Source organism: Streptomyces sp. enrichment culture, from assembly GCF_964273145.1.
In the GTDB taxonomy this organism is placed as follows: Bacteria; Actinomycetota; Actinomycetes; order Streptomycetales; family Streptomycetaceae; genus Streptomyces.
In genome coordinates this window covers 512,496-534,181 of the sequence record NZ_OZ186873.1, presented here as the reverse complement: position 1 = coordinate 534,181, position 21,686 = coordinate 512,496, and the positions used below count along the sequence as shown (strand labels likewise).

Sequence of the window (21,686 nt, the reverse complement as noted above, 5' to 3'; positions counted from 1 at the left end):
CCCCGGCGGATGGCGCCACGTTCGGACGCCGCCCGCCGGGACGGCGGCACCGTGTGGTCGGGGAGGTCTACCCGCCAGACGGACACGCCGACAGGCCGTGCTTGCTGACGGCGGGGACCTCCTCGTGGCTGTCGAGGAAGGTCCCGGGCGGCGGTCGACTACGTCGCCGTACACGGTTCGGCGAGGCGACCACCGGCATGGCGGACGAGACGGACGGGGCCCGCAGCCGCATCGGGAGCGTGCTCTCCATGCCGTCCCTTCCTCGAAGTCGTGCGCTTCTGCGGATGCCCGCCCGCCCGTCCTCACGCACCGTCTTCCTCGCCGTCAGCTGGGTCTGCACCGTTGATGCCGGTTCCCGGATGCGGTCCCGCAGGGTCACGGGACGACTCCTTCGTCGGGCGGTGTGCGGGCCGGGCCGGCCCGGCCCGCACACCTGTGTCGATGGGATGGTTCAGGCTTCGTCGTCGCCTTCGAAGAAGTCGCCGACCTCGTCGACGACCTCGGCTGCGACGAGACCGCCGGCCACGCCGACCGCCAGGCCGGCCGCGCCCGCGGCGACGGCCGTTCCCATGCCGGGCCCGGAACGGTGACCACCGTGGCCGTCGTGATGGCCGTGGGAGTGGTGGGCACTGTGAACGTCCGCGTGCCCGTAGGGGGCGGGGGCGCTGTGGTGGCCGTGGCTGGCCAGCATCTGGCGGATCCAGGCGTCGACGACGGTGGTCCAGTCGCGCTGGTCGGCGCCTTCGTGGCTGACGACGTGCCGGTTGACGACGTCGTGGCCGGAGGAGAAGAACCCGCCGGGCTTGTCGGCCTCCAGGACGACTTCCATGCCGCCGGGGTTGGCCAGGAAGGTCACCTCCAGCTCCCGCATGACGTGCGCGTACTGCGGGGCGGGGGCGAGTTCGATCTCCTGGTAGAACGGCAGCTGCTGCCCGGTGCCGCGGATGTGCCCGTATTCAAGGTCGGCCGTCCTGAGGCCGAAGCCGAGCCGGCCGAGGGCTTCGAGGACCGCCTCCTGCACCGGCAGCGGGGCAACGGCGAGCGGATCGAGGTCGCCCTTGTCCTTCGCACCGGCCACCGCCAGCTCGGTGCGCACCCCGAGCACGATGCCCAGCGCCTGCCCGTACAGCTCCGTGATCGGCGTCTCCCACGGCAGCGCCACCGCGAACGGCACACTGCGCTGCTCACCCTCCATCAGACGGAAGCCGCCGGCGACGGTGAACCGGCCGAAGACCGTCACACCCTCGGTCTCGCCGCCGTTGTGCTCGGCCTCCACCCGGGCCACCAGCTCCAGGGTGATCTGCTCGATGTCGAAGTCGGCGCTGCCGCCCTTCAGGTGCACCTGGCCGGTCAGGCTGCCGCCGGGCCGGACCGGGCCCGGGTCCAGGACCGTGTCCACGGTGGGGCCGCCCACGCCGAGCGCGCCGAGCAACTTCTTGAACACCATCGCGGCGTTCACTCCTTCACGTGCGAAAAACGGGGGGCGCGGTGCCGCCGGGTCCCCCGGACCGGGAGAGTCGGCGGCACCGCAGAGAGGTGACTACTTCGCCGCATCCAGCGCGGCCAGGGCCTGGGCCCAGCGGACGTACTTCAGCTCGGCGAGGTCGGCGACGGTGGTGACGCCGAACGCTTCCTTCAGCAGCTCGCCGTCACGGTCGGACACCCCCTTCAGCGCCGAGACCGGGGCGGCGAGGATCTCGGTCAGCGGCTTGTCCGCCCATGCCTTGTCCAGCACCTTGTCCAGATCGATCGAAGCCACGTATGCCCTCCCAGGCCGATAGCGAGCGAAACCAGTGGTGCGCGGCCGCAGGGTCGCGCAGGCGCCGTCCCGATGTGACGACACCGGTGTCGTGCCGGCGAGGAGCCGCTGAGCGAGTCCGGCCCTCGGGCACGCGGCCAGAGACGGACGGCGCCCTGCCCACCCCCGTGGGGAACTGGCGGCCGGGCATCACTCACCGCCTCCCGGCTGCAGGTGTGCACCCGGGGGAGACCGGGAATAACCCAGCTGCCCCCTCGCTTTTTCTACACGACTGTAGAAGCATAGGGTCGGACCGGCGGGTCGCGACACACTGTCCGGCCGCCGGGGCGTTGAAAGTCCGAAAACGCACCGTGACCAGCCGCCCCCGCAAGGTGGTTTTACCGGTCCTTTACCATGGAGTGAAGGAGACTCCCTCCCCGGTGAAGACCTCCCGCCCCTGTGCCCGGGGGCGGGTGAGTGATGAAGGAGCAACAGACCCGCAATGGGTGAACCTCCCAGTACGAGCCGTGCCATACCCCGCCCGACGAGCTGCGAACGGGGGGTGGCACGGTGACCGAACTGCTGCTGCTCCTGCTCGCCCTGGCGCTGACGCTCACGTGCGCGGTGTTCGTCGCGGCCGAGTTTTCCCTGACCACGGTCGAGCGCGCTGACCTCGAGCGTGCCGCCGAGGCCGGTGAGCGCGGCGCCGACAGCGCGCTGAAGGCCGTCAGGCGGCTGACGTTCCAGCTCTCCGGCGCCCAGCTCGGCATCACCGTGACGTCACTGGTGATCGGCATGCTCGCCGAGCCGTCCCTGGCCGCACTGCTGCGCGGCCCGCTGGCCGCGATCGGCCTGGGCGGCGCCTCCTCCACGATCGCCACCGTTCTGGGCGTCGCCGTGTCCACGGTGGTGCTGATGGTCGTCGGTGAGCTGGTGCCGAAGAACTGGGCGATCTCCCGGCCGCTGGCCGTGGCCAAGGTCGTCGCCACCCCGCAGCGCGGCTTCACCGCCGCCTTCGGCCCCTTCATCAGCCATCTGAACAGCACCGCCAACCGGTTCGTGCGCCGCTTCGGCCTGGAGCCGGCCGAGGAACTCGCTCACGCCCGCAGCCCGGAGGAGCTGGTGGCCCTGGCCCGGCACTCCGCCGCCCAGGGCGCGCTGGAGGAGGACTCCGCCGAGCTGTTCGTGCGCACCCTGCATCTGGGAGAGCTGACGGCCGAGAACGTCATGACCCCGCGGGTGGACGTCCAGGCTCTCGAAGACCACGCCAGCGCGGCGGACGTGGTCAACCTCACCCACGCCACCGGCCTGTCCTGCTTCCCCGTCTACCGCGACAGCCTGGACGAGATCATCGGCACCGTCCACATCCGCGACGTCCTCGCCCTGGACGAGGACAAGCGGCCGGTCACGCAGGTCACCGACCTGACCACGCCGCCGCTGCTGGTGCCGGACAGCCTGCCCGTCGACACCCTCCTCGCGCGGCTGCGCACCGAGCGCACCATGGCCGTGGTCATCGACGAGTACGGCGGCACCGCCGGCGTCGCCACCGTCGAGGACATCATCGAAGAGGTCGTCGGCGAGGTCCGCGACGAACACGACCCCCACGAGGCGCCCGACCTGCTGCCCCGGCCCGACACCGGGGACGGGCGCCGGGTCTGGGAAGCAGACGGCGGCGTCCGCACCGATGAACTCGCCGAGATCGGCCTGGACGCCGGGGACGGCCCGTACGAAACCCTCGCCGGCCTGACCGCCACCCTCCTGGAACGCATCCCGAAGCCCGGAGACACCGTGCACGTCGACGGATGGGACATCACCGTCCTCGACGTCGACCACCACCGCGCCGACCGCCTCACCCTCACCGCCCCCGCAGCCGCGGACCGCGCCGAGCAGGAGATCACCCGATGACCACCGTCCAGTTGCTCATCGGCGCTCTGACCCTGCTGACCAACGCCTTCTTCGTCGGTGCCGAGTTCGCCCTGATCGCGGTACGCCGCAGCCAGATCGAACCCAAGGCCCAGGCCGGGAACAAGCGCGCGAGGGCCACACTGTGGGGCGTGGAGCACCTGTCGGCGATGATGGCCACCGCACAGCTCGGCATCACCGTCTCCTCCCTGGTGCTCGGCGCCGTGGCCGAGCCGGCCATCGCCCACCTGCTGGAACCGCCCTTCCACGGCATCGGCGTGCCCGAGGGGCTCATCCACCCGATCGCCTTCGTCATCGCCCTGACGCTCGCGACGTACCTGCACATGCTCTTCGGCGAGATGGTGCCCAAGAACATCGCCCTGGCCGCCCCAGTACCTACCGCATTGCTGCTCGGACCGCCGCTGGTCGCGCTCACCCGCGCGCTCAAGCCGGTCATCTTCGGCATCAACGCCTTCGCCAACACCCTGCTGCGCCTGCTGAAGGTCGAGCCCAAGGACGAGGTCGCCGCCGTCTTCACCGACGACGAACTCGCCCGTCTCGTCACCGACTCCAGCCAGGCCGGCCTCCTCGACCCGGCCGACGGCGAACGGCTGCGCGACGCCCTGGAACTCGGCACCCGCCCGGTCGGCGAGGTCCTGGTACCGCCGGCCCGGATGAGCACGGTCGATCACCGCGTCACCCCCGCGCAGCTGGAGAAGGCGGCCACCGACGCCGGCTACTCCCGGATGCCCGTGCTGGGCCCCGGGGGCACGATCATGGGCTACCTGCACGTCAAGGACGCCATCGGCGTCGCCGAGCGGCACAAGCCCTTTCCCCGCACCGCCCTGCACCCCGTCATCCGCGTGCAGATCGACACCCCCCTCGACGACACCCTCACCGCGATGCGGGCAGGCGGCACCCACCTCGCCGCCGTCACCGGTGACAAAGGCACCGTGATCGGCTTCGTCACCATGGAAGACGTCCTGTCCGAACTCGTCGGCCCCGCCGCCTGACGTACCGGTGACGGACATGGCTGAGTGGTCGGGACGTCGGGATCCAAGGTTCACCCGCCAGACCTACGCGCATGCGACGCCCGACGGTCCCGAACGCCCGAGGTGTCCGATGGACGCCGTCTCCACGATGCAGATCGAGCTCAACCTGCCTCGAGCCCGAGGCGGTGGTCCAGGCGGCCTGATGCGAATCTGCGTACGCGTGGTGCTCTCAGCCGGGTGTCCGTCACAGGCACGGGCGCTCGCGTTGCCTCGGCCGGGCGGACTCATCGGTCCGCCCGGCGGGTCAGGAGGACGAAGTCACCGTGTCGTGAGGCGCACCTTGCCTGCTTCGGCCATTCGCATGGCGTTGCCCCTCATCGGGCGGTTGGCTTGTCCCCGTCGGCTCAGGCTGTCGGTGACACCGAGCAACCATGTTCGGAGGCCGTCGGGGGCGGTGGAGCGCGCTGCGACGCGGGCCGGCCGGCGTCGAGTCGGCGCGCCGCAAACCCGGTGCTGGTCCCGTGCTGACCTCAAAGGGCGGAATGATAGAAAACCGCAGGTCCTAGCCCCGATCGGATGAGTTGTCGTACCACTCGATGGTGGTCCCGATGAGGCCGACGGCGACGATGCGCTTGAGGTTGGACGGGGCCGGGGGAGCGGTCGCGGGCGACGACATCGGCACCACTTCCTGGCGTTCGACGGGACGGTTGCGTGTCGCCACACGGTAGGAACGTGCAGATCAGAGGCGTATGTGGTGGGGCGCCATAGTTCGGGGGGCGGCTATGCGCGCAGCCACCATGCCGGCTCACGAAAGGGCGGTTCAGAGGGGCGAAGGAGGCCGAGGTGAGCACTGTCCGAGACGCGCGGTTCAGGGTGATTTGACGGTGCGGTGCCGACTCCGGTGCCGACCGCACTCCGTTGAACTCGGACATTTGAGGCCGGTGAGGATCGCGAGCCGGTGACCAGCCCTGAAAGGGTCTGGGCGCGGGTTCGGGTTCGCGCCGGACGTTGTCGTACGTCGGTGATCAGCCCTGGAGGGTACGGAACCGCACGCCTCGCACGGCTGCCAGCTCCCCGCCCACCGTCGGTGATCGCCCCCGGGGGTTCGGGACGTCCGCAGCGCCGCAACGTCATCGAGCGCTGCTTCAACCGGCTCGAGCGCACCAAGGCCCTGGCCGCCCGCTACGGCAGACTCACCCGCCACTACCAGGCGATGGCCGTCCCTGCCTGCCTGCGGCTCCGGCTGCCCTGACTTTGCGGACACGACCGGTCGTTCCCCGATCGGCGAACGGGCCAAGGGCGGAACGCGCCGGGTCCGGTCCGGTCCACTTCCACTGCGGCAGGAAGGCGTCGTTTCCGGGGACGAGACATCCACTCCGCCGCCGCGATGCTCCACCGCGGCCGTCACCAGTTGTTCACGCTCTGCCTCCGTGAGCGCGTCCGGCAGGGCCCGAGCGAGTCGGTCGTCCCACGACGAACCGGAACGCAGTGCGCGCACGCGTACCGCGGGACGCGCTATTCGTACGGTACGCCGCACCGCGCCGGGGTACCCACCCCCCGGCCTCCGGCGGTCGCCGGGGGCCCGGGCCGGCCCCGTCGCCGGTGCGCGGAAAGGAGCGGACCATGACCAGGAGCATCGCGGACCAGACCGTCGAGGAGCTGGGCGGCCCGGACAGCGTCCTGGCGCGACAGCGCCGCGACCACGTGGAGATGGACCGGCTGATGGAGCGGTACCGGACCCTGCCGGACGGCGAGGACCGCGAGCGGGCGCTGAAGGAGGTCGTCCAGCTGGTGTTCAGCCACGCCTTCGCGGAGGAGACCGTGCTGTGGCCGGCCGTGCGGCGCTCCGTCCCGGACGGCGAGGAGCTGACCTCCCGGGTGGAGGAGGAGCACCAGCAGATCAACGACCTCGTCTCCGACATCGAACGCCTCGCCCCCGGCGACCCGGAGCGCGAGGAGAAGGTGCGGCGGGCCTTCACCCTCGTCCAGCAGGACATCAGGGACGAGGAAGACCTGCTCCTGCCCCGGTTGCAGCAGGCCGTGGACGGCGCGCAACTGCGCCGCCTGGGCACGGCCTGGGAGACGGTGCGCCGCACCGCCCCCACCCACCCCCACCCCGTCGTCCCCCGCCGCCCGCCCGGCAACGCCCTGCTGGGCGTGCCGCTGAGCCTCTACGACCGGGTGCGCGACGCGCTCGGACACAGGAGGTCGGGAACGGCGTAGACCTGCAGTCCGGCCGGGCCGCGGGCGGCGTGAGCCGAGCCGGGGCGCCCGTCGGCCCGCCCGTCCCCGTGTTGCCCCGCCGACGTCCTGTCCGGGTTTTCGTCCGGTTTCCTTTCGAGAACGGGGTCCGGGTCCGGCCCGCCGGCTGCGACGGGCGTCCCCGGACCCCCGCCCGGGCCCGAGCGAGGGGACCGGGGACGCGACGTTCCTGCGGCGGGCCCGCGCCACGGGCCGCCCCGGTCAGCCGTTCGCCACCTCACGCCCGCCGTGCCCGCCACGAGCGTCGCGGACGCCATGAGCGTCACGGGCGTCCGAGGGGTCCGAGGCGTCGACGACGTGGAAGACCGCTGTCCACCGGTCATCGTGCAGGCAGGCGTTCATCGGCTCGACCAGCGCGGTGTGCCCGGGATCGGCGCGCCACCGCCTGAGGACCTCCGGACTCCGCCACTCGCTGGTGAGCAGCCACCGGCCGGGCTCGTCGACCGAGCGGCACAGCTGCTCGCCCAGGTGGCCCGGGAAGCGCACGGCCCGTTCGCGCACGCCGCGGTACGCCTTCACGAAGGCGTCCTCCCTGCCCTCGCGCACCCGCAGCAACCGGACGACGCGCACCCGCGCCGGCGCCGCGTCCCCGTCCACCGGCAGGCCGGTCACGACGGGTCGAGGAGGACGGGGAGCTCCGCCAGCCCGCGGAAGGCGGGGAACGGCACGGTCAGCCAGCGGGCGTCCTTCGGCGCCACGGCCAGGTCCATGCGCGGGTACCGCCCGAAGAGCGTGGTGAGGGCGGTCTGCATCTCCAGCCGGGCCAGCGGGGCGCCGATGCAGTAGTGCGGGCCGAAGCCGAAGGTGAGGTGCGACGCCTGGACGTTCGGGCGCGTGACGTCCATCCGGTCGGGATCGGCGAAGGCGTCCGGGTCGCGGTTGGCCCCGGCGATCGAGATCTGCACGAGCGCCCCCTTGGGGATGAGCGTGTCCCGGACGACGACGTCCTCCTTGGCGTAGCGGAACGTCGAGTTCTCCACGGACGGCTCGAACCGGAAGATCTCCTCGATGGCCGCGGCCGTCGCGCCCGCGTCCCGGAGCGCCAGCCGCTTCTGCTCCGGCTGGGTGAGCAGGTGGTAGACGGCGTTGCCGGTCTGGTACGCGGTCGTCTTGTGGCCCGCGAACAGCAGCACCCACGCCGTCGAGACCAGCTCGTGGTCGGTGAGCGCGCCTTCCTGGTCCTGGGCGGTGACGAGCGCGCTGAGCAGGCCGTCGTCCGGCTCCCGCCGCTTGCGCGCGATCAGGTCGACCAGGTAGTCGCGCAGGTTGCCCTCGGCCACCTCCAGCGCTTTCCTCGCCTCGGGGCCGAACCCGGTCTGCGCGACGGTGCTGGACCACTCCTGGGCCTGCCTGCGCTCGTTCTCCGGGACGCCCAGCAGATCGCAGATCACCTGGAGCGGCAGCGGGAAGCAGAACTCCGGCAGCAGGTCGAAGGGTTCGGCGGCCGGGCAGCGGTCCAGCAGGTCGTCGACGATCTTCTGGACGCGCGGGCGCAGCGATTCCACCCGCTTCGGGGTGAAGACGTTGCCGACGATCCTCCTGAGCCTGGTGTGCTTGGGGGGATCGGAGAAGAGCATGTTGTCGTCCAGGGCGATCGACGAGTCGCCGAAGATGCGGTGGTAGGCGTCGAGGGCGCCGTACATGTCCTTGCTCAGCCGGGGATCGGCCAAGGCGGCACGGGCGTCGTCGTACCGGGTGATGAGGTACGTCTGCACCCCGTGGGGAGGCGACAGCGGGCACACGGGTGCCTTCTCCCGGAGCACGGCGTACACGGGGTGCGGGTCGGCGCGGAACTCCCGGCTGCAGGACGAGGCCGCGGCCGCGGCCTCGTCGGACGACAGTTCCTCGGATGCGAACGCTTGCGACATGTCTGGTCCCGGGGGAGCGAGCTGCCGGCGGCAGCGATGCGGCGTGGTCAGTGGCCACGGTTCCCCGCGCGGCACCGGGTGGCAAACGGTGCTGCGCCATCCGGGGCGGATCACCGCGAGGGGTGCGGGTCGGCGCCTCCCGCTTGGTAAAGACTGACCGACAGGCCGGTCCACGACGCCCCGCAGCGGGCACCGCCGGATGGGGGTAGTGAATCAGTGAGTGGACACGCAGTGGAATCCGTACCCGTTCTGGTCGTAGGCGGATCCCTGGTGGGTCTTTCCACCTCCGTCTTCCTGGGGCGACTCGGGATCGAGCACATCCTCGTGGAGCGGCACACCGGCACGTCCACGCATCCGCGCGGACGCGGGAACAACGTGCGCACCATGGAGATCTTCCGGACCGCCGGACTGGAGGCGGACATCCGCAGGGCCGCCCGCACGCTCGCCCGCAACGACGGCGTGCTCCAGGTGGACACCCTCACCGGCGGCAAGCGCCACTGGATCATCCGGGGCATCTCCGCGGGCGTCGACGTCCGCGAGGTCAGCTCCTCGGACTGGTGCCTGTGCAGCCAGAACGACCTGGAGCCGGTGCTGCTGGAGCACGCCCGCCGCGGCGGGGACGTCCGCTTCGGCACCGAGATGGTCTCCTTCACCCAGGACCCGGGGGGTGTCCGGGCCCGGCTCGTGCGCCGGGACACCGGGCAGACCTACACCGTGGACGCCGGCTTCCTGGTGGCGGCCGACGGGCCCAGGAGCCCGGTCCGCACGCGCCTGGGCATCGGCATGTCGGGGCCCGGCGACCTCTTCCACAACGTCAGCGTCACCTTCCGCAGCAAGCGGCTCAAGGACCACGTCGGGGAGAAGCGGTTCGTCGTCTGCTACGTCACCGACCCGCGGGGCGAGGGGGCGCTGCTGCCGGTGGACAACGAGGAGCGGTGGGTGATCCACCTCCCCTGGTCCCCGGAGCGCGGGGAGACCCTGGAGGACTTCACCGACGACCGCTGCGCGGCGCACATCCGGGCCGCCGCCGGCGTTCCCGGCATCGACGTGGAGATCACGGGAAAGGCGCCCTGGCACGCTTCCAAGCGGGTCGCGGACAGCTACGGGCGGGGCCGGGTCTTCCTGGCCGGCGACTCGGCGCACGAGATGCCGCCCACCGGGGCGTTCGGCTCCAACACCGGTATCCAGGACGCCCACAACCTCGCCTGGAAACTGGCCGCGGTGCTCCGCGGCTGGGCGGGCGAGCCCCTGCTGGACACCTACGAGCGGGAACGGCGGCCCGTCGCCCTCGCCACCAGCACGCGCGCCTCCCAGCAGGCGGTCGAGGAGCGGCACCCGGGGTTCGACCTCGCCAAGGGGCGCAACGACGACCCGGCCGACCTCATGACCGTCGCGCTCTGCTACCGCTACGCGTCGCGCGCCGTCATGGGCGCCCTCCCGGAGCAGCCCGTGCTCCCGGACGCCTTCCGGCTCGGCGGCGACCCGGGCAGCCGCGCACCCCACATGTGGGTCACCCGGGAGGGGGCCAGGATCTCCACGCTGGACCTGTACGAGGGCTCCTTCACCCTCCTGTGCGGGCCCGGGGGACGGGCGTGGCGGGACGCGGCGAAGCAGGCCGCACAGCGGACGGGCGTCCCCGTCCGGGCCCACCTCGTGGGCGAGGGCCCGGACTGCGACCTGGTCCCCGAGCCGGAGACCGACTGGGCGAAGCTGCACGGCGCCACCGAGGAGGGCGCCGTGCTGGTGCGCCCGGACGGGTTCGTCGCGTGGCGGGCGCACGCCGACCTGCCGTACCCGGACCGCGTACTGGCGAACGTGCTGCAGACGGTCGTGTGCCGCGACCGGGGAACCGAGGAGAGGACAGGGCGATGACGACAGCAGATCACGACGGCCCCGCCGCGGGCCGGGTGGACGTCCACCACCACTTCACCGCGCCGGCCTGGCTGGACTGGGCGGAGGAACGGGGCATCGTCAGCCGGGAGAAGCTGCCCTGGTGGACGCGCTGGGACCTGGACGCGGCCCTGGAGCTGATGGACAAGGCGGGCATCGGCACGTCCGTGATGACCGTGGCGATGCTCGGCCGGTTCCGCGACCGCGCCGAGCGCCGGGAGAGCGCGCGCGTCGCCCTGCGGGCCGCGGCCGAGGTCGTCGCGGAGCACCCCGCGCGCTTCGCGTTCTTCACCCCCGTCTTCCTCGACGACCTCGAACTCTCCCGGTGGAGCATCGAGTACGGCCTCGACGAGCTCGGCGCCGTCGGGGTGAGCACCAGGACGAGCATGGACGGCGTCTACCTCGGCGACGCCGCGCACGACCGCCTGCTGGCCGAACTGAACGAACGGTCCGCGGTCGTCAGCACCCACCCCATGGACGTGCCGGCCGGCAAGGGCGGCAGCGGCGGCGCGGGGCTGCCGGGCATGCCGCCCTTCGTGTGCGACTTCCTCGTCGACACCACGCGCGCCGCCGTCAACCTCATCAAGGGCGGCGTCCTGGACCGCTACCCGGACCTCACCTTCGTCCTCCCGCACGGGGGAGGCTTCCTGCCCTACATGGCCGACCGGCTCGAACTGCTCGGCGGCCACCTCACCCCCGCGATCGAGCCCGGCCGCGTCCGCGACCACCTGCACCGCTTCTGCTACGACACGGCCGGCCCCATGTCCCCCTCGGCCACGCCCACCCTGCTGACCACCGTCGACCCCGGCCGCATCCTCTTCGGCACGGACTGGCCGCCCACGCCGGCGCACGTCGTCGCCGGCGTCACCGTGCCGGCGCTGGACAACGACCCGGCCCTGACGGAGGGCCAGCTGCGCGGCATCAACCGGGAGAACGCCCTGCGGCTGCTGCCCGCGCTCGCCGGCTGAGGCGGCGCCGGGTCCCGGCCCGGCGTACCGTCCGCACCGCGGCACACCGGACGCACCGGAAGGCCGCCGCCCCTCGGGCGGCGGCCTTCCGGTGCCGTTCAGCGGGCGGGCCGGTCCCGCTCCCAGTGGTAGAAGCACTGCGCCATCGCGTCCTTCGGACCGCGCCAGGTCTGCGGGTCGTACGGGCTGACGTACGCTTCGAGCCGCTTGCTGATGGCGCGGAACTCCGGGTGCTCGGCCACCCGCGCGACGGCGGGCCCCGGGTCCCGGTCGGCCTCGATGAAGTGCATGTACACATCGCCGAACTGGAAGAGGGAACGCTGGGTCACCCCGACGAGGTGCGGGAGTTCACCGCGGTCGGAGTCCGCGAAGACCTCGGCGATGTGCGGGGCCGACCGCGGGTCCATCCGGGCGACGATCAGGGCGTGGTGCATGGGGTCTCCTTCCGCGACCGCGTCGCTCAGGCGGGGGTGCCGGGTGCGGTCCGCCGATCGGCGGCCGCCTGCTCGACGCGGTCGCGGATGAGGGCGAGCTGCACGGCCGAGTTGCGGTTGATGATGTCCGTCATCCCGGCGTCGTCGACCGGGGCGTCGGGCCGCATGGCGAAGTCCTGCGTCCAGCGCATCCGGGTGCCGTCGGCGGTCTCCTCGTACTCCCAGCGGATCTCCATGTACTCGAACGGCCCGGGCTCGACGCGGCGCGCGCGGACGGTGAGCTTGTCGCGGTCGGTCGTCCGTTCCGACACCCAGCTCCACACCTTGCCGTTCTCGTCGGGGTGCATCGTCAGCCGGAAGGTCACCGTGTCGCCCTCGCGGGAGAGGATCTCGACGGACGCGTACTCGCTGAACAGCCGCGGCCACCGCTCCAGGTCGTTGGTCATGTCCCAGACCAGGTCGACGGGTGCGGCGATGGTGATCTCGTTCTCCGTGTGTCCTGCCATGTCAAGCTCCGGTGGTGAGGGTGCCGTTGACGAGCTCGAGGAAGGCGCGAGGGCTCCTGCACCGTTCCGCGTCGGTGGGCAGGGCCCAGCCGTGCCGGTTCTCCAGCTCGCCCACGATGCCGAGGAGGCCGAGGGAGTCCAGCCCGAACTCGGCGAACGGACTGTCCAGCCGGCTCGCGAGGTCCTGCGGGTCGACGGTGACGCCGGCGGCCTTCTTCATCAGTGCGGCCAGTTCTTCCACGGTCAGTGGGGTCGCTTCGGCGGCCATGTGCTTTCTCCTTGTCGTACCGGGTGCCGAGGGGGTGCCGCCGGTCCGCGAGGGCGTGGGGCGGCGGTTTCCAGGGGGCGCTCGGGGCGCTGACGGTCCCACGGGGGCGTGGGACGCTTCGGGGGGCGGGGGGAGGGGACAGGGTTGGGGGAATGGAGGGCCGTTACGCGGTGGACTCCCCGCCGCGGCGCAGGACCAGCGCCGCGTTGGAGCCCATGAGTCCCCGGCTGAGGACCAGGGCCGTGCGCAGTTCGGCCGGGCGTGCCGCGGCGGTCACCAGGTCGATGTCGTGGCAGACGTCGCGCACGCCCGGTGTCGGCGGTACCTGACCGTGTTCCAGGGCGAGCACCGCGGCCGCGACGTCCAGCACGGGCGCCCCGCAGTACGACCGCCCGATGCCGGCCTTGGGGGCCGTGACGGGCACCCGGGTTCCGTACGGGCCGAGCGCGTCGACCAGGGCGAGCGCCTCGGCGCGGTCCGCCTCCGGGATGCCCAGTGCGTCGGCGAAGACCACGTCGATCTCCTCCGGTGCGCAGCCGGCCTCGTCCAGGGCGCCGCGCACGGCACGGGCGAGTCCCTCCCGGGAGCGGTCCCAGCGCGAGGCACCGGTGAACGTGGCGGCGTGCCCCGCCACCGTGGCGCGGACGGCCGCGCCACGGCGCCGCGCCCGCTCCGCGTCCTCGGCGATCAGCACGGCCCCGCCCTCGGCGGGCACGAAGCCGCAGGCCGCCGAGGTGAAGGGGAGGTAGGCGGCCGCGGGGTCCTCGACGGTGCTGAGTTCGGGGTAGCCGAGCTGGCAGACCATCGAGTACGGGGCGAGCGGCGCCTCGGCCGCCCCTACCACGACCACGTCGGTTCCCCGCCGCACGATCCGGGCCGCGTGCGCGACGGCGTCCAGGCCGCCCGCCTCGTCACTGGCCACCACCCCGCAGGGGCCCTTGAAGCCGCCGCGGATGGAGATCTGGCCCGTGCTGGCCGCGTAGAACCAGGCGATGGACTGGTAGGGGCCGACGAACCGGGATCCCTGCCCCCACAGCTTCTGCAGTTCCCGCTGGCCGAACTCACCGCCGCCGGAACCGGCGGCGGTGACCACGCCGATGGAGTACGGCGAGTCCGACGGAGCGCCGTCCAGCCCCGCGTCCTCCAGAGCGGCGCCGGCCGCGGCCATCGCGAAGTGGGTGAACCGGTCGGTCTGGACGAGGAACGTCTCCTCGACGAACGCCGAGGGGTCGAAGCCCCGGACCTCGCCGGCGACGCGGAGCGGCAGGTGCCCGCACCCCTCCCGGGTGATCCGGTCCAGTACGCTCACGCCCTCCTTGACGGACTTCCAGTACACCTCCGTGCTCAGCCCGTTGGGCGCGACCACGCCGACCCCCGTGATCGCGGTCTGCCGGGTCCGCTGACCGCTCATGCTTTCCTCCCTCCCGGCCCCCTCAGGAGCACCGCGGACTGGAACCCGCCGAAGCCGCTGCCCACCGAGAGCACGTTGCCGAGCCTGCGGGGACGCGCGGTGCGGGGTACGTAGTCCAGGTCGCACTCGGGGTCCGGGGTCTCGTAGTTCGCCGTCGGCGGCACCACCTGGTGGGCCATGGCCAGGACGCAGGCGACGAGTTCGATCGCGCCGATCGCGCCCAGCGAGTGGCCCACCATGGACTTGATCGAGCTCATGGGCGTGTCGTAGGCGTGGGCGCCCAGGGACCGCTTGACCGCGGCGGTCTCGTGGCGGTCGTTCTGGCGGGTGCCCGAGCCGTGCGCGTTGACGTAGTCGACGTCCGAGGGGTCCACGCGGGCGTGCTCGAGCGTGCTGTCGATGGCCCGGGCCATCTCCAGGCCCTCACTGGTCAGGCCGGTCATGTGGTACGCGTTGCCGAACGTGGCGTAGCCGCCGATCTCGCAGTAGACGGGCGCGCCCCGGGCCCGGGCGTGCTCGAGTTCCTCCAGGACGAGCGCCGCGGCGCCCTCGCCCATGACGAACCCGTCCCGGTGGGCGTCGAAGGGCCGCGAGGCGTGCGCCGGGTCGTCGTTGTTCGGCGACGTCGCCTTGATGGCGTCGAAGCAGGCCATGGTGATCGGGGAGATCGGGGAGTCCGACGCCCCGGTGATGCAGACGTCCGCGCGGCCCTCCTCGATGGCGTGGAAGGCGTAGCCCACCGCGTCCAGCCCGGAGGTGCAGCCGGTGGAGACGGTCTGCACCGGGCCGAGGACGCCGAACCGCTCCGCGACGACCGAGGCCAGCGTGCTGGGCGAGAACGCCAGATGCAGCTGCGGCTCGGCGGCGCGGTGGTCGACGTCCCAGCGCCGTCCCCGTTCGCTGACCAGGACGTAGTCGTGCTCCAGGCGGGTCGTGCCGCCCACCGCGCTGCCCAGGGAGACGGCCACGCGCCACGGGTCCTCCCGGCCGAAGTCGATGCCGCAGTCGGCCACCGCCTCCGCCGCGGCGACCAGGGCGAACTGGACGTAGCGGTCCAGGCTCCCCGTCCGCTCGGGGTCCAGTCCCCGCGCGACCGGGTCGAAGTCGCACTCCGCCGCGATGCGGGACCGCAGCCCCTCGGGGTCGAACAGGGTGATGCCGCGGGTCGCCGTCCGGCCGTTGGACAGCAGGTCCCAGAAGGCCGGCGCCCCGATCCCGCCGGGTGCGACGACGCCGATGCCGGTGACCGCCACCCGCCGGGTCACGAGGGCACCCCGGGCCGTTCGGGCCGGACGCCCTCCCCGTGGACGAGCGGGTACGGCTTGAGGTCCTCGCCCTCGGCCGTGGCCTCGGTGTCGACGTGGCCGAGGCGCGGCTCCGGCGCCAGCGGACTCAGGTGGAAGACCATCCGGGCCTCCTCGTCGCCGACGTTGCGGAAGCGGTGCCGCATGTCGATGGGGATCATGAGGCCCTGGTCGGAGCGGAGGGGGAACGTCTCGCCGTCCAGGTCGACCTCCAGCCGGCCCTTGACGAGGAACACGAACTCCTCGGAATACGGGTGGTAGTGCTCACTGATGCGTTCGCCGGGCTGCATGATGGCCAGGCCCATGAAGCCGCTCGTGGACCCCACGGTGAGGGGGGTGAGCAGGGTGCGCAGATCGCCGCCGCGCTTGCGGTTGGGCTCGATCTCGCCGATGTCCACGATGCGCGGGCTCGTCTTGTGCATGATCCGTCTCCAGGTGGGGCAATGGGGGGAAGGCCCGGCTCGTCCGTACCGGCCGGTGCGGGGTGGACGTGGCGGCCAGGGGTGGCTTGCGGAGGTTCGCGCGGGGCGGTCTTGCGCCGCACCGCTCCGTACGCGGTCAGGATCCGGGAGCCGTTCGGTCGGTGATCAGCGTCATGCCGGCGTGCGCCAGGAGGCGGGTCGCGTCCCGCTCGCCCGTGACGGGGCCCTCGACGCCGAGTGCCGCGCCGTCGAGCAGGCGGCCCAGCACGGCGGCCTTGTTCTCGCCGCGGATGCCGAGGACCCCGACCGGATCGGCCTCGGGGTCGCCCGGCACGTCGACCAGCCGGACGACGAGGTCGTCACGGTGGAAGACGGTGCTGCGGTACACCGGGCCGGCGGGATCGTCCGCGGCCCTCCCGTCCTGCTGGGCCAGGAGCCGGGCCAGCATCAGCCCGCAGCCCGCGCGGGCCGGGTAGTACAGCGCGTGGCGCCGCAGGCCGGACGGCTCCGGGCCGCCCCGGGTCACGTGGTGCACGGCCGGCATGGCCGCCAGGATGAAGAAGGCCCGGGCGGACTCGGGGTCGTCCAGATCCCTGCTCCGTTCCAGGTGCGGGTTGAGGGCCTCCTCGACGGCCCGCACCTCCGGCTGCCGGGAGACGTGGCGCAGCGCGGCGATCAGGTCGCCCTGGACCTCGACGGTGCGCACGACCCGGTTGCCGTGCATGAACAGGGTGGTGCGACGCAGTCGCGTGGTGTCGTCGACGCGGGACTCCGGCGGTGCGTAACCGGCGAGGATCTCGGCGACCTTCGACTCGGAACCGGGCTTGACGGTGAAGGTCAGCGCGTGGCGGATCAAGCCGTCCCCCTCGCGTGGGGGCGCGTAGCCGTCGTCGGCTGCGCCGGTGGTCTTCGCCGCCTTGGCGGTCTTGTGGACTCCGCGGGCGGCCCGGGCGGGGGACGCAGCGGTGCCGCCGGTCTCACGGACGATGTGGTAGCGCACCGACCGCAGGTCGCGGACACAGCTCTGCATGGGTCCGACCGTCTCGATGTGATCTTCACTGTTCACCCATGCGAGATAGGGCGGAGCGCTCTCCCACTCGCTCGTGATGAGCCATTGGGACGGGTTCTCCGCGGACTGGCACAACTGGTCACCGAGGTGGCCGGGGAGCGACGCGACATGGTGGCGCATCTGCTCGTACGCGTCGAGGAACCGTTGCTGGGCGCCTTCCTGGAGGTCGACGTGCAGGAGGACTCGCAGCCTGGAGCCGTCGAACGCGGATTGTGATATTGACTTGGCACTGGTCATCGGGCAGGCCCTTCCTTGGCGGGAACAAGCGGCGGTCGCCCGCGTCCGGCGTGCGAACGACGCTCGGCTCCGGGCCTTCAGCGTGGGACGGCGCGGCGGACTTTGCGAGCGCTACGGGCCAATGGGGGGAACCGGGCGGAAGGGGCGCCGGAGGATTCCCCCGGCGGGCGGGCGGAGCGCCCGCGGACCGGGGTGCCTCCGGCGGTTGCGGGGGGACCGGGAGGACCCGGGCGTCCGCGGCGGGTGGGCAGGCATGGGGGGAACGCGTGGGGAGCACATGGGGAGGGGGCGTTGCGGGCGCTCGTGGTGGCCCGCAACGCCCCCGGTTTTCACCTGAGGATTACTCACTGATCATTTCGGAACGAGGTGCGGAGTCGTCGCAAGCAGATGACGCTGCAAGCGAGTTGGAGCAGTCCCAGGGGGAGGCCGGCGCGTGTCTCGTAGCGGGTCCGCAGGCGTTTGAACTGGTGGAGCCGGGCGAAGGTGCGCTCGACGGCCCACCTGGTCCTGCCCGGGCCGGATCCGTGGGCGGTGCCCTTGCGGGCAATCTTCGGCGTGATGCCGCGAGCGCGGAGGAGGCGACGGTGCTTGTCGTGGTCGTGGCCGCGGTCGGCGAACAGACGCCTGGGCCGGTGCCGGGGCCGGTCCACCAGGCCGCGGATGCGGGGGATCGCGTCCAGCAGGGGTATGAGCTGGGTGACGTCGTGACGGTTTCCGCCGGTCAGCGACACCGCAAGGGCCGTGCCGTGCCGGTCGGTGATCAGGGGGTGCTTGCTGCCGGGGCGGCCGCGGTCGACCGGCGAAGGTCCGGTGTGAGCCCCCCTTTTGAGGGCCCGGACGTGCGAGGCGTCGACCGCGGCGTCCTCCCGGGAACGTCAAAGCCGCGCCGCCCCACTCCAAGCGCCACCCGGCCGTCGATTTCCGGCCGTCGTGCCCGATGCCGGTCAATTGCATGACGCGCTTTCAGTGCGCCAGGCACTTTCGCTGTACGGTGCATTTCATCGGTCCTTCCGTCGCAGTGCGCACCCCCACCGCCTCCACTCCACGAGGAGACGCCCGATGACCGACCAGGCCGAACGTCCCCACGCACCGCTGTCCGTCCGCCTGCCCCTGTCCGGTGACACCCCGCTGGACCCGCCCGCCGAGTGGGAGGAGCTGCGCGCGCGGTGCCCCGTCGCCCACGCCACGCTGCCCAGCGGTGACACGGCGGTGTACCTGACCCGCTACGACGATGTCCGCACCCTGCTTTCCGACCCCCGGTTCGTCCGGCCCACCGAGCGGGACGGCGCCGCGCGGCTGGCACCGGAGGGCACCGGCGGAGCCGCCGTCACCGGCAGCACCGCCGTCGCGATCCCCGACCGGGGCGAGCCGCACCGGCGCTGGCGGCGCCTGGTCGGCGGGTACTTCACCGCCAAGCGGATGACCGCCCTGCGCCCCGGCATGACCCGCCTCGCCGAGGACCTCGTCGACGCCATGCTCGCCGACGGCGCCCCCGCCGACCTGCGGGCGAGCCTCGGCTTCCCCTTCCCCGTCCACGTCATCTGCGACCTCCTCGGCGTTCCCGCGCGGGACCGGAACCGCTTCGCGTACTGGTCCGACAGTTTCCTGAGCGTCACCCGCTACACCGCCGACGAGATCCACACCGCCCAGCAGGAGTTCGTCGCCTACATGTCCGGCCACATCGCCGCCAAGCGCGCCGAACCGGCCGACGACCTCCTCAGCGCCCTCATCGCGCGGAACGAGGACGCGAAAGGCGAGGGGGACGACGACGGCGGCCTGAGCGACGACGAACTCGTGGCCACCGGCATGGGCCTGCTCGTCGCCGGCCACGAGACCACCGCCAACATGATCGGCAAGATGGTCTCCCTGCTGCTCGCCGACCGCAGCCGCTGGGAACGGCTGCTGGCCGACCCCTCGCTGGTGCGCACCGCCGTCGAGGAGTCCCTGCGTTTCGACACCAATCTCGGCTTCGGTGTGCTGCGTTACCTCGGCGAGGACGCCGGGATCGGCGGGCACCTCGTCCCCGCGGGCAGCACGGTCGTGTGCAGCATGCCGGCCGCCAACCGCGACGAGCGGGCCTTCGGCGACGCCGACACCATGGACCTCGCCCGCACTCCCAACCCCCACCTGACCTTCGGCGCGGGACCGCACTCCTGTCTCGGCCAGGCCCTGGCCCGCACCGAACTCCAGGTCGTCCTGGAGACCCTGCTCGCCCGCGTGCCCACCCTGCGCCTCGCCGTCCCCGTCGCCGAACTGCGCAAGACGGAGGGGCTCCTCGTCGGCGGTCTGCGCGAAGTCCCCGTCCGCTGGTGACCCGGGAAGGAGACGAACCGTGAGACTCACCGTCGACCAGGACAAGTGCTGCGGAGCCGGTGCCTGTGTCCTGACCGCGCCGGAGGTCTTCGACCAGCGGGACGAGGACGGCATCGTCACCCTCCTGACCCCCGAACCCGCCCCCGAGCACCACGCCGCCGCGCGCGAGGCGGCGGCCGTGTGCCCCGCGGCGGCGATCCGGGTGACCGGCACCGGTTGACCCCGGCTCTTCGGAGACCACCCGCCGCGTGACCGGCCGCCCTCGTGCCGGGGCGCGTCGTGACGGTTCTGGACGTCCCCCACGACGAACCCTGTGCGCTCCCGTCACCGCTGGGCACCTTCCGGCCGGCCCTGTGCCGATGCGGTCGTGGCCTACTGGAGTTCGCTGAACCGCTCGGTCGCCCGGGTGCGGCCGGCGACGATACGTCACGGACGCCGAAGGAGACCAGCAGGGAGGCGGTCAGGATGCTGGCTTCCAGGTCGCTCCCGATGGCGACGACGGCACGGTCGAACTCGGGGACGGCGAGCTGGCGCAGGAGCTCTTCCCTGGTGGCGTCGGCGCGTACCACGTGGGTGAGGTGACCGGACACCATCTGCATGATGTCCGGGTCCTCGTCGATGCTGAGGACCTCGGTCTCCTCGCCGACCGGTTCCAGGGCCAGGGCGCGGCCGAAGCGACCCAGGCCGATGACGACGACGGAGTCGTTGTGGGCGATGCGCCGGGTCCTGGCGCTGCGGTTCCTAGGCCGTTTCTTTCGGATCAGCGTAGGGAAGCAAGGGCGGGCACATGCCGAGGCCGGTCCGGTCTGCCTCCGCTGCGCCGGGCGGCGTCATTGGTGGGGCCAAGCCCTCTACTCCGCGGCCACGATGCGCTCCACTGCGGCCCTCACCAATTGTTCACGCTCTTCCTCTGTGAAGACGTCCGGCAGGGTGAGCTGCTCAACGATCAGCCAGTTCAGCGTCAGCATGAGCAGCTTGACCGCTGTGGCGTCGCCAGGGAGGCCGGAAGCCTCGTGATAGGCGACATTGGCGTCGACATCGGCCCGGACTCGCTCAGTGAGGACCTTGCGCAGTTCGGGGCGGCGGGTGGCCTCAAGGCGGAGTTCCAGCAGCGCGAGGTAACCGGTGCGGAAGGAGGCGATGCGGCCGACGAGCTCGCGCATCAGTTCGGCGTAGGTCCCCCGGTGGCGGTCGGCCGCCCGCTGGCGGGCGATCGTGGCCTCGTCGGGCTGGAGTCGCTCGTAAACCCGGGCGCCGGCCTCAGTGAACAGGTCGTCGCGGCTGGCGAAGTAGTTGGACGCCGTGCCGGCGGGAACGGCTGCCTCGGCATCCACAGCCCGGAAAGTCAGGCCGCGTGCGCCTTCTCGGGCCAGCACCTCGATCGCCGCGTCAACGAGGGCCGCGCGCCGCTGGTCGTTCCGTCTCACCATTGACACCACTCCAGGTGTAGTACTACGTTCAAACCGCTTCAGTCATAGTACTACGTGTGGGGGATCACTATGCGAAAGCTCGTGTACTACATCGGTGTTTCGCTCGACGGCCGCATCGCCGGCCCCGGCGGCGAATTCGACTTCTTCCCGCAGGGCGACGAGCAGCAGGCCGCTGCCTACTCGACCTGGATGAACGCGCTGTACCCGGAGACCATCCCGACCGCTTACCGCGCGGCTGTCGGCGTCGCCGACGCACCCAACCGGCGTTTCGACACCGTCGTCATGGGCCTCGGCACCTACCGCCTCTCCGTCGACAACGGGATCACCAGCCCGTACGCGCACCTGCGCCAGTACGTCGTTTCCAGCACCCTCAAGCCGGACACCGACCCAGCCGTCACCGTCGTGCCGAGCGACCCGCGCGCCCTCATCCGCGAGCTCAAAGGCGAGATGGCCGCTGGCCCAGACATCTGGCTCTGCGGGGGCGGAAGGCTCGCGGGCACCCTGTTGCCCGAGATTGACGAGCTGCTGATCAAGACCTATCCGGTCGTTGCCGGTACCGGAATCTCGGTAGTCGACGGTGCCTTCGACCCCACCGTCTTCAACGTCGCCGAACGCACCGCCTTCCCCAGCGGGGTCACCCTCACCCGCCTCACCCGCCGCTAGGCAGTTTCG

General features: G+C 72.1%; 23 protein-coding genes and 2 pseudogenes. 9 read left to right on the top strand and 16 right to left on the bottom strand.

The features are described from left to right. Positions 1-67: 67 nt before the first annotated feature. From ACSU6Z_RS02435 to ACSU6Z_RS02425, 3 genes are all read right to left on the bottom strand, one after another. A complete protein-coding gene (locus ACSU6Z_RS02435) occupies positions 68-250 on the bottom strand; it encodes a hypothetical protein (protein WP_437042389.1) in 183 nt (60 codons plus the stop codon). Positions 251-451: 201 nt separating this feature from the next. Next, the gene (locus tag ACSU6Z_RS02430) at positions 452-1,447 is read right to left on the bottom strand and encodes a sporulation protein (RefSeq protein WP_437042387.1); all 996 of its coding nucleotides are present in this window, start codon (positions 1,445-1,447) and stop codon (positions 452-454) included. Positions 1,448-1,540: 93 nt separating this feature from the next. After that, entirely contained in the window at positions 1,541-1,759 is a 219-nt protein-coding gene (locus tag ACSU6Z_RS02425; protein ID WP_437042385.1) for a hypothetical protein, read from the bottom strand. Between the two features lie 549 nt (positions 1,760-2,308). On the opposite strand from ACSU6Z_RS02425, the gene ACSU6Z_RS02420 reads away from it, so the two are divergent. Both ACSU6Z_RS02420 and ACSU6Z_RS02415 read left to right on the top strand, forming a co-directional pair. Continuing rightward, positions 2,309-3,643 carry a hemolysin family protein gene (locus tag ACSU6Z_RS02420; RefSeq protein ID WP_437042384.1) on the top strand — a complete coding sequence of 445 codons (1,335 nt, stop codon included), beginning with the start codon at positions 2,309-2,311 and terminating at the stop codon, positions 3,641-3,643. After that, entirely contained in the window at positions 3,640-4,653 is a 1,014-nt protein-coding gene (locus tag ACSU6Z_RS02415; RefSeq protein ID WP_437042382.1) for a hemolysin family protein, read from the top strand. Before ACSU6Z_RS02420 ends, ACSU6Z_RS02415 begins: the two co-directional genes overlap by 4 nt. 541 nt (positions 4,654-5,194) lie before the next feature. On the opposite strand, the gene ACSU6Z_RS02410 is transcribed toward ACSU6Z_RS02415, so the two are convergent. Beyond that, the gene (locus ACSU6Z_RS02410; RefSeq protein WP_437050530.1) at positions 5,195-5,353 is read right to left on the bottom strand and encodes a hypothetical protein; all 159 of its coding nucleotides are present in this window, start codon (positions 5,351-5,353) and stop codon (positions 5,195-5,197) included. Between the two features lie 366 nt (positions 5,354-5,719). Between ACSU6Z_RS02410 and ACSU6Z_RS02405 the strand changes: the two genes are divergently transcribed. Together ACSU6Z_RS02405 and ACSU6Z_RS02400 are read left to right on the top strand one after the other, a co-directional pair. Then, positions 5,720-5,884, top strand: coding sequence for a hypothetical protein (locus ACSU6Z_RS02405; protein ID WP_437042381.1), 165 nt, complete (start codon positions 5,720-5,722; stop codon positions 5,882-5,884). Between the two features lie 371 nt (positions 5,885-6,255). Further along, a complete protein-coding gene (locus ACSU6Z_RS02400; protein ID WP_437042379.1) occupies positions 6,256-6,855 on the top strand; it encodes a hemerythrin domain-containing protein in 600 nt (199 codons plus the stop codon). 240 nt (positions 6,856-7,095) lie between these two features. Here the strand turns inward: ACSU6Z_RS02400 and ACSU6Z_RS02395 are convergent, their stop codons facing one another. After that, positions 7,096-7,506, bottom strand: coding sequence for an antibiotic biosynthesis monooxygenase family protein (locus ACSU6Z_RS02395; protein ID WP_437042377.1), 411 nt, complete (start codon positions 7,504-7,506; stop codon positions 7,096-7,098). Beyond that, positions 7,503-8,762, bottom strand: coding sequence for a cytochrome P450 family protein (locus tag ACSU6Z_RS02390; RefSeq protein WP_437042375.1), 1,260 nt, complete (start codon positions 8,760-8,762; stop codon positions 7,503-7,505). The genes ACSU6Z_RS02395 and ACSU6Z_RS02390 overlap by 4 nt, the downstream gene beginning before the upstream one ends. A 216-nt stretch (positions 8,763-8,978) precedes the next feature. Between ACSU6Z_RS02390 and ACSU6Z_RS02385 the strand changes: the two genes are divergently transcribed. Beyond that, positions 8,979-10,634 carry an FAD-dependent oxidoreductase gene (locus ACSU6Z_RS02385; RefSeq protein ID WP_437042374.1) on the top strand — a complete coding sequence of 552 codons (1,656 nt, stop codon included), beginning with the start codon at positions 8,979-8,981 and terminating at the stop codon, positions 10,632-10,634. After that, positions 10,631-11,620, top strand: coding sequence for an amidohydrolase family protein (locus ACSU6Z_RS02380; RefSeq protein ID WP_437042372.1), 990 nt, complete (start codon positions 10,631-10,633; stop codon positions 11,618-11,620). The genes ACSU6Z_RS02385 and ACSU6Z_RS02380 overlap by 4 nt, the downstream gene beginning before the upstream one ends. Before the next feature lie 98 nt (positions 11,621-11,718). Here the strand turns inward: ACSU6Z_RS02380 and ACSU6Z_RS02375 are convergent, their stop codons facing one another. The 8 genes and pseudogenes from ACSU6Z_RS02375 to ACSU6Z_RS02340 form a co-directional block, all read right to left on the bottom strand. Beyond that, entirely contained in the window at positions 11,719-12,054 is a 336-nt protein-coding gene (locus ACSU6Z_RS02375) for a TcmI family type II polyketide cyclase (protein ID WP_437042370.1), read from the bottom strand. 26 nt (positions 12,055-12,080) lie between these two features. Next, entirely contained in the window at positions 12,081-12,560 is a 480-nt protein-coding gene (locus ACSU6Z_RS02370) for an SRPBCC family protein (protein WP_437042368.1), read from the bottom strand. Between the two features lies 1 nt (position 12,561). Further along, positions 12,562-12,828, bottom strand: a complete 267-nt coding sequence (locus ACSU6Z_RS02365) for an acyl carrier protein (RefSeq protein WP_437042366.1) — start codon at positions 12,826-12,828, stop codon at positions 12,562-12,564. 163 nt (positions 12,829-12,991) lie between these two features. Next, positions 12,992-14,239, bottom strand: coding sequence for a ketosynthase chain-length factor (locus ACSU6Z_RS02360; RefSeq protein WP_437042364.1), 1,248 nt, complete (start codon positions 14,237-14,239; stop codon positions 12,992-12,994). Continuing rightward, positions 14,236-15,504 carry a beta-ketoacyl-[acyl-carrier-protein] synthase family protein gene (locus tag ACSU6Z_RS02355; RefSeq protein ID WP_437042362.1) on the bottom strand — a complete coding sequence of 423 codons (1,269 nt, stop codon included), beginning with the start codon at positions 15,502-15,504 and terminating at the stop codon, positions 14,236-14,238. Before ACSU6Z_RS02355 ends, ACSU6Z_RS02360 begins: the two co-directional genes overlap by 4 nt. Then, positions 15,501-15,965 carry a cupin domain-containing protein gene (locus tag ACSU6Z_RS02350; RefSeq protein ID WP_437042359.1) on the bottom strand — a complete coding sequence of 155 codons (465 nt, stop codon included), beginning with the start codon at positions 15,963-15,965 and terminating at the stop codon, positions 15,501-15,503. Before ACSU6Z_RS02350 ends, ACSU6Z_RS02355 begins: the two co-directional genes overlap by 4 nt. A 136-nt stretch (positions 15,966-16,101) precedes the next feature. Then, positions 16,102-17,271 carry a SchA/CurD-like domain-containing protein gene (locus ACSU6Z_RS02345; protein ID WP_437042357.1) on the bottom strand — a complete coding sequence of 390 codons (1,170 nt, stop codon included), beginning with the start codon at positions 17,269-17,271 and terminating at the stop codon, positions 16,102-16,104. Positions 17,272-17,615: 344 nt separating this feature from the next. After that, positions 17,616-18,128: pseudogene (locus ACSU6Z_RS02340) on the bottom strand (IS5 family transposase); the annotation flags it as partial. 202 nt (positions 18,129-18,330) lie between these two features. Here ACSU6Z_RS02340 and ACSU6Z_RS02335 point away from each other — a divergent pair. Both ACSU6Z_RS02335 and ACSU6Z_RS02330 read left to right on the top strand, forming a co-directional pair. Next, positions 18,331-19,584, top strand: coding sequence for a cytochrome P450 (locus ACSU6Z_RS02335; protein ID WP_437042355.1), 1,254 nt, complete (start codon positions 18,331-18,333; stop codon positions 19,582-19,584). A gap of 19 nt (positions 19,585-19,603) precedes the next feature. After that, entirely contained in the window at positions 19,604-19,804 is a 201-nt protein-coding gene (locus ACSU6Z_RS02330) for a ferredoxin (protein WP_437042354.1), read from the top strand. Positions 19,805-20,039: 235 nt separating this feature from the next. On the opposite strand, the pseudogene ACSU6Z_RS02325 reads toward ACSU6Z_RS02330, so the two are convergent. Both ACSU6Z_RS02325 and ACSU6Z_RS02320 read right to left on the bottom strand, forming a co-directional pair. Then, positions 20,040-20,273, bottom strand: a pseudogene (locus ACSU6Z_RS02325) (NAD-binding protein); the annotation flags it as partial. Positions 20,274-20,435: 162 nt separating this feature from the next. Continuing rightward, positions 20,436-21,014 (bottom strand): TetR/AcrR family transcriptional regulator, encoded by a 579-nt coding sequence (locus ACSU6Z_RS02320; RefSeq protein WP_437042352.1) that lies wholly within the window; start codon positions 21,012-21,014, stop codon positions 20,436-20,438. A 69-nt stretch (positions 21,015-21,083) separates the two neighbouring features. Here ACSU6Z_RS02320 and ACSU6Z_RS02315 point away from each other — a divergent pair, with 69 nt between their 5' ends. Next, the gene (locus ACSU6Z_RS02315; protein WP_437042350.1) at positions 21,084-21,677 is read left to right on the top strand and encodes a dihydrofolate reductase family protein; all 594 of its coding nucleotides are present in this window, start codon (positions 21,084-21,086) and stop codon (positions 21,675-21,677) included. Positions 21,678-21,686 lie beyond the last annotated feature (9 nt).

Coding starts and splice junctions, on each gene's coding strand:
- ACSU6Z_RS02435 (WP_437042389.1), bottom strand. CDS start 250: ATGGAGAGCACGCTCCCGATGCGGCTGCGGGCCCCGTCCGTCTCGTCC.
- ACSU6Z_RS02430 (WP_437042387.1), bottom strand. CDS start 1,447: ATGGTGTTCAAGAAGTTGCTCGGCGCGCTCGGCGTGGGCGGCCCCACC.
- ACSU6Z_RS02415 (WP_437042382.1), top strand. CDS start 3,640: ATGACCACCGTCCAGTTGCTCATCGGCGCTCTGACCCTGCTGACCAAC.
- ACSU6Z_RS02400 (WP_437042379.1), top strand. CDS start 6,256: ATGACCAGGAGCATCGCGGACCAGACCGTCGAGGAGCTGGGCGGCCCG.
- ACSU6Z_RS02390 (WP_437042375.1), bottom strand. CDS start 8,762: ATGTCGCAAGCGTTCGCATCCGAGGAACTGTCGTCCGACGAGGCCGCG.
- ACSU6Z_RS02380 (WP_437042372.1), top strand. CDS start 10,631: ATGACGACAGCAGATCACGACGGCCCCGCCGCGGGCCGGGTGGACGTC.
- ACSU6Z_RS02375 (WP_437042370.1), bottom strand. CDS start 12,054: ATGCACCACGCCCTGATCGTCGCCCGGATGGACCCGCGGTCGGCCCCG.
- ACSU6Z_RS02370 (WP_437042368.1), bottom strand. CDS start 12,560: ATGGCAGGACACACGGAGAACGAGATCACCATCGCCGCACCCGTCGAC.
- ACSU6Z_RS02365 (WP_437042366.1), bottom strand. CDS start 12,828: ATGGCCGCCGAAGCGACCCCACTGACCGTGGAAGAACTGGCCGCACTG.
- ACSU6Z_RS02360 (WP_437042364.1), bottom strand. CDS start 14,239: ATGAGCGGTCAGCGGACCCGGCAGACCGCGATCACGGGGGTCGGCGTG.
- ACSU6Z_RS02350 (WP_437042359.1), bottom strand. CDS start 15,965: ATGCACAAGACGAGCCCGCGCATCGTGGACATCGGCGAGATCGAGCCC.
- ACSU6Z_RS02345 (WP_437042357.1), bottom strand. CDS start 17,271: ATGACCAGTGCCAAGTCAATATCACAATCCGCGTTCGACGGCTCCAGG.
- ACSU6Z_RS02335 (WP_437042355.1), top strand. CDS start 18,331: ATGACCGACCAGGCCGAACGTCCCCACGCACCGCTGTCCGTCCGCCTG.
- ACSU6Z_RS02320 (WP_437042352.1), bottom strand. CDS start 21,014: ATGGTGAGACGGAACGACCAGCGGCGCGCGGCCCTCGTTGACGCGGCG.
- ACSU6Z_RS02315 (WP_437042350.1), top strand. CDS start 21,084: ATGCGAAAGCTCGTGTACTACATCGGTGTTTCGCTCGACGGCCGCATC.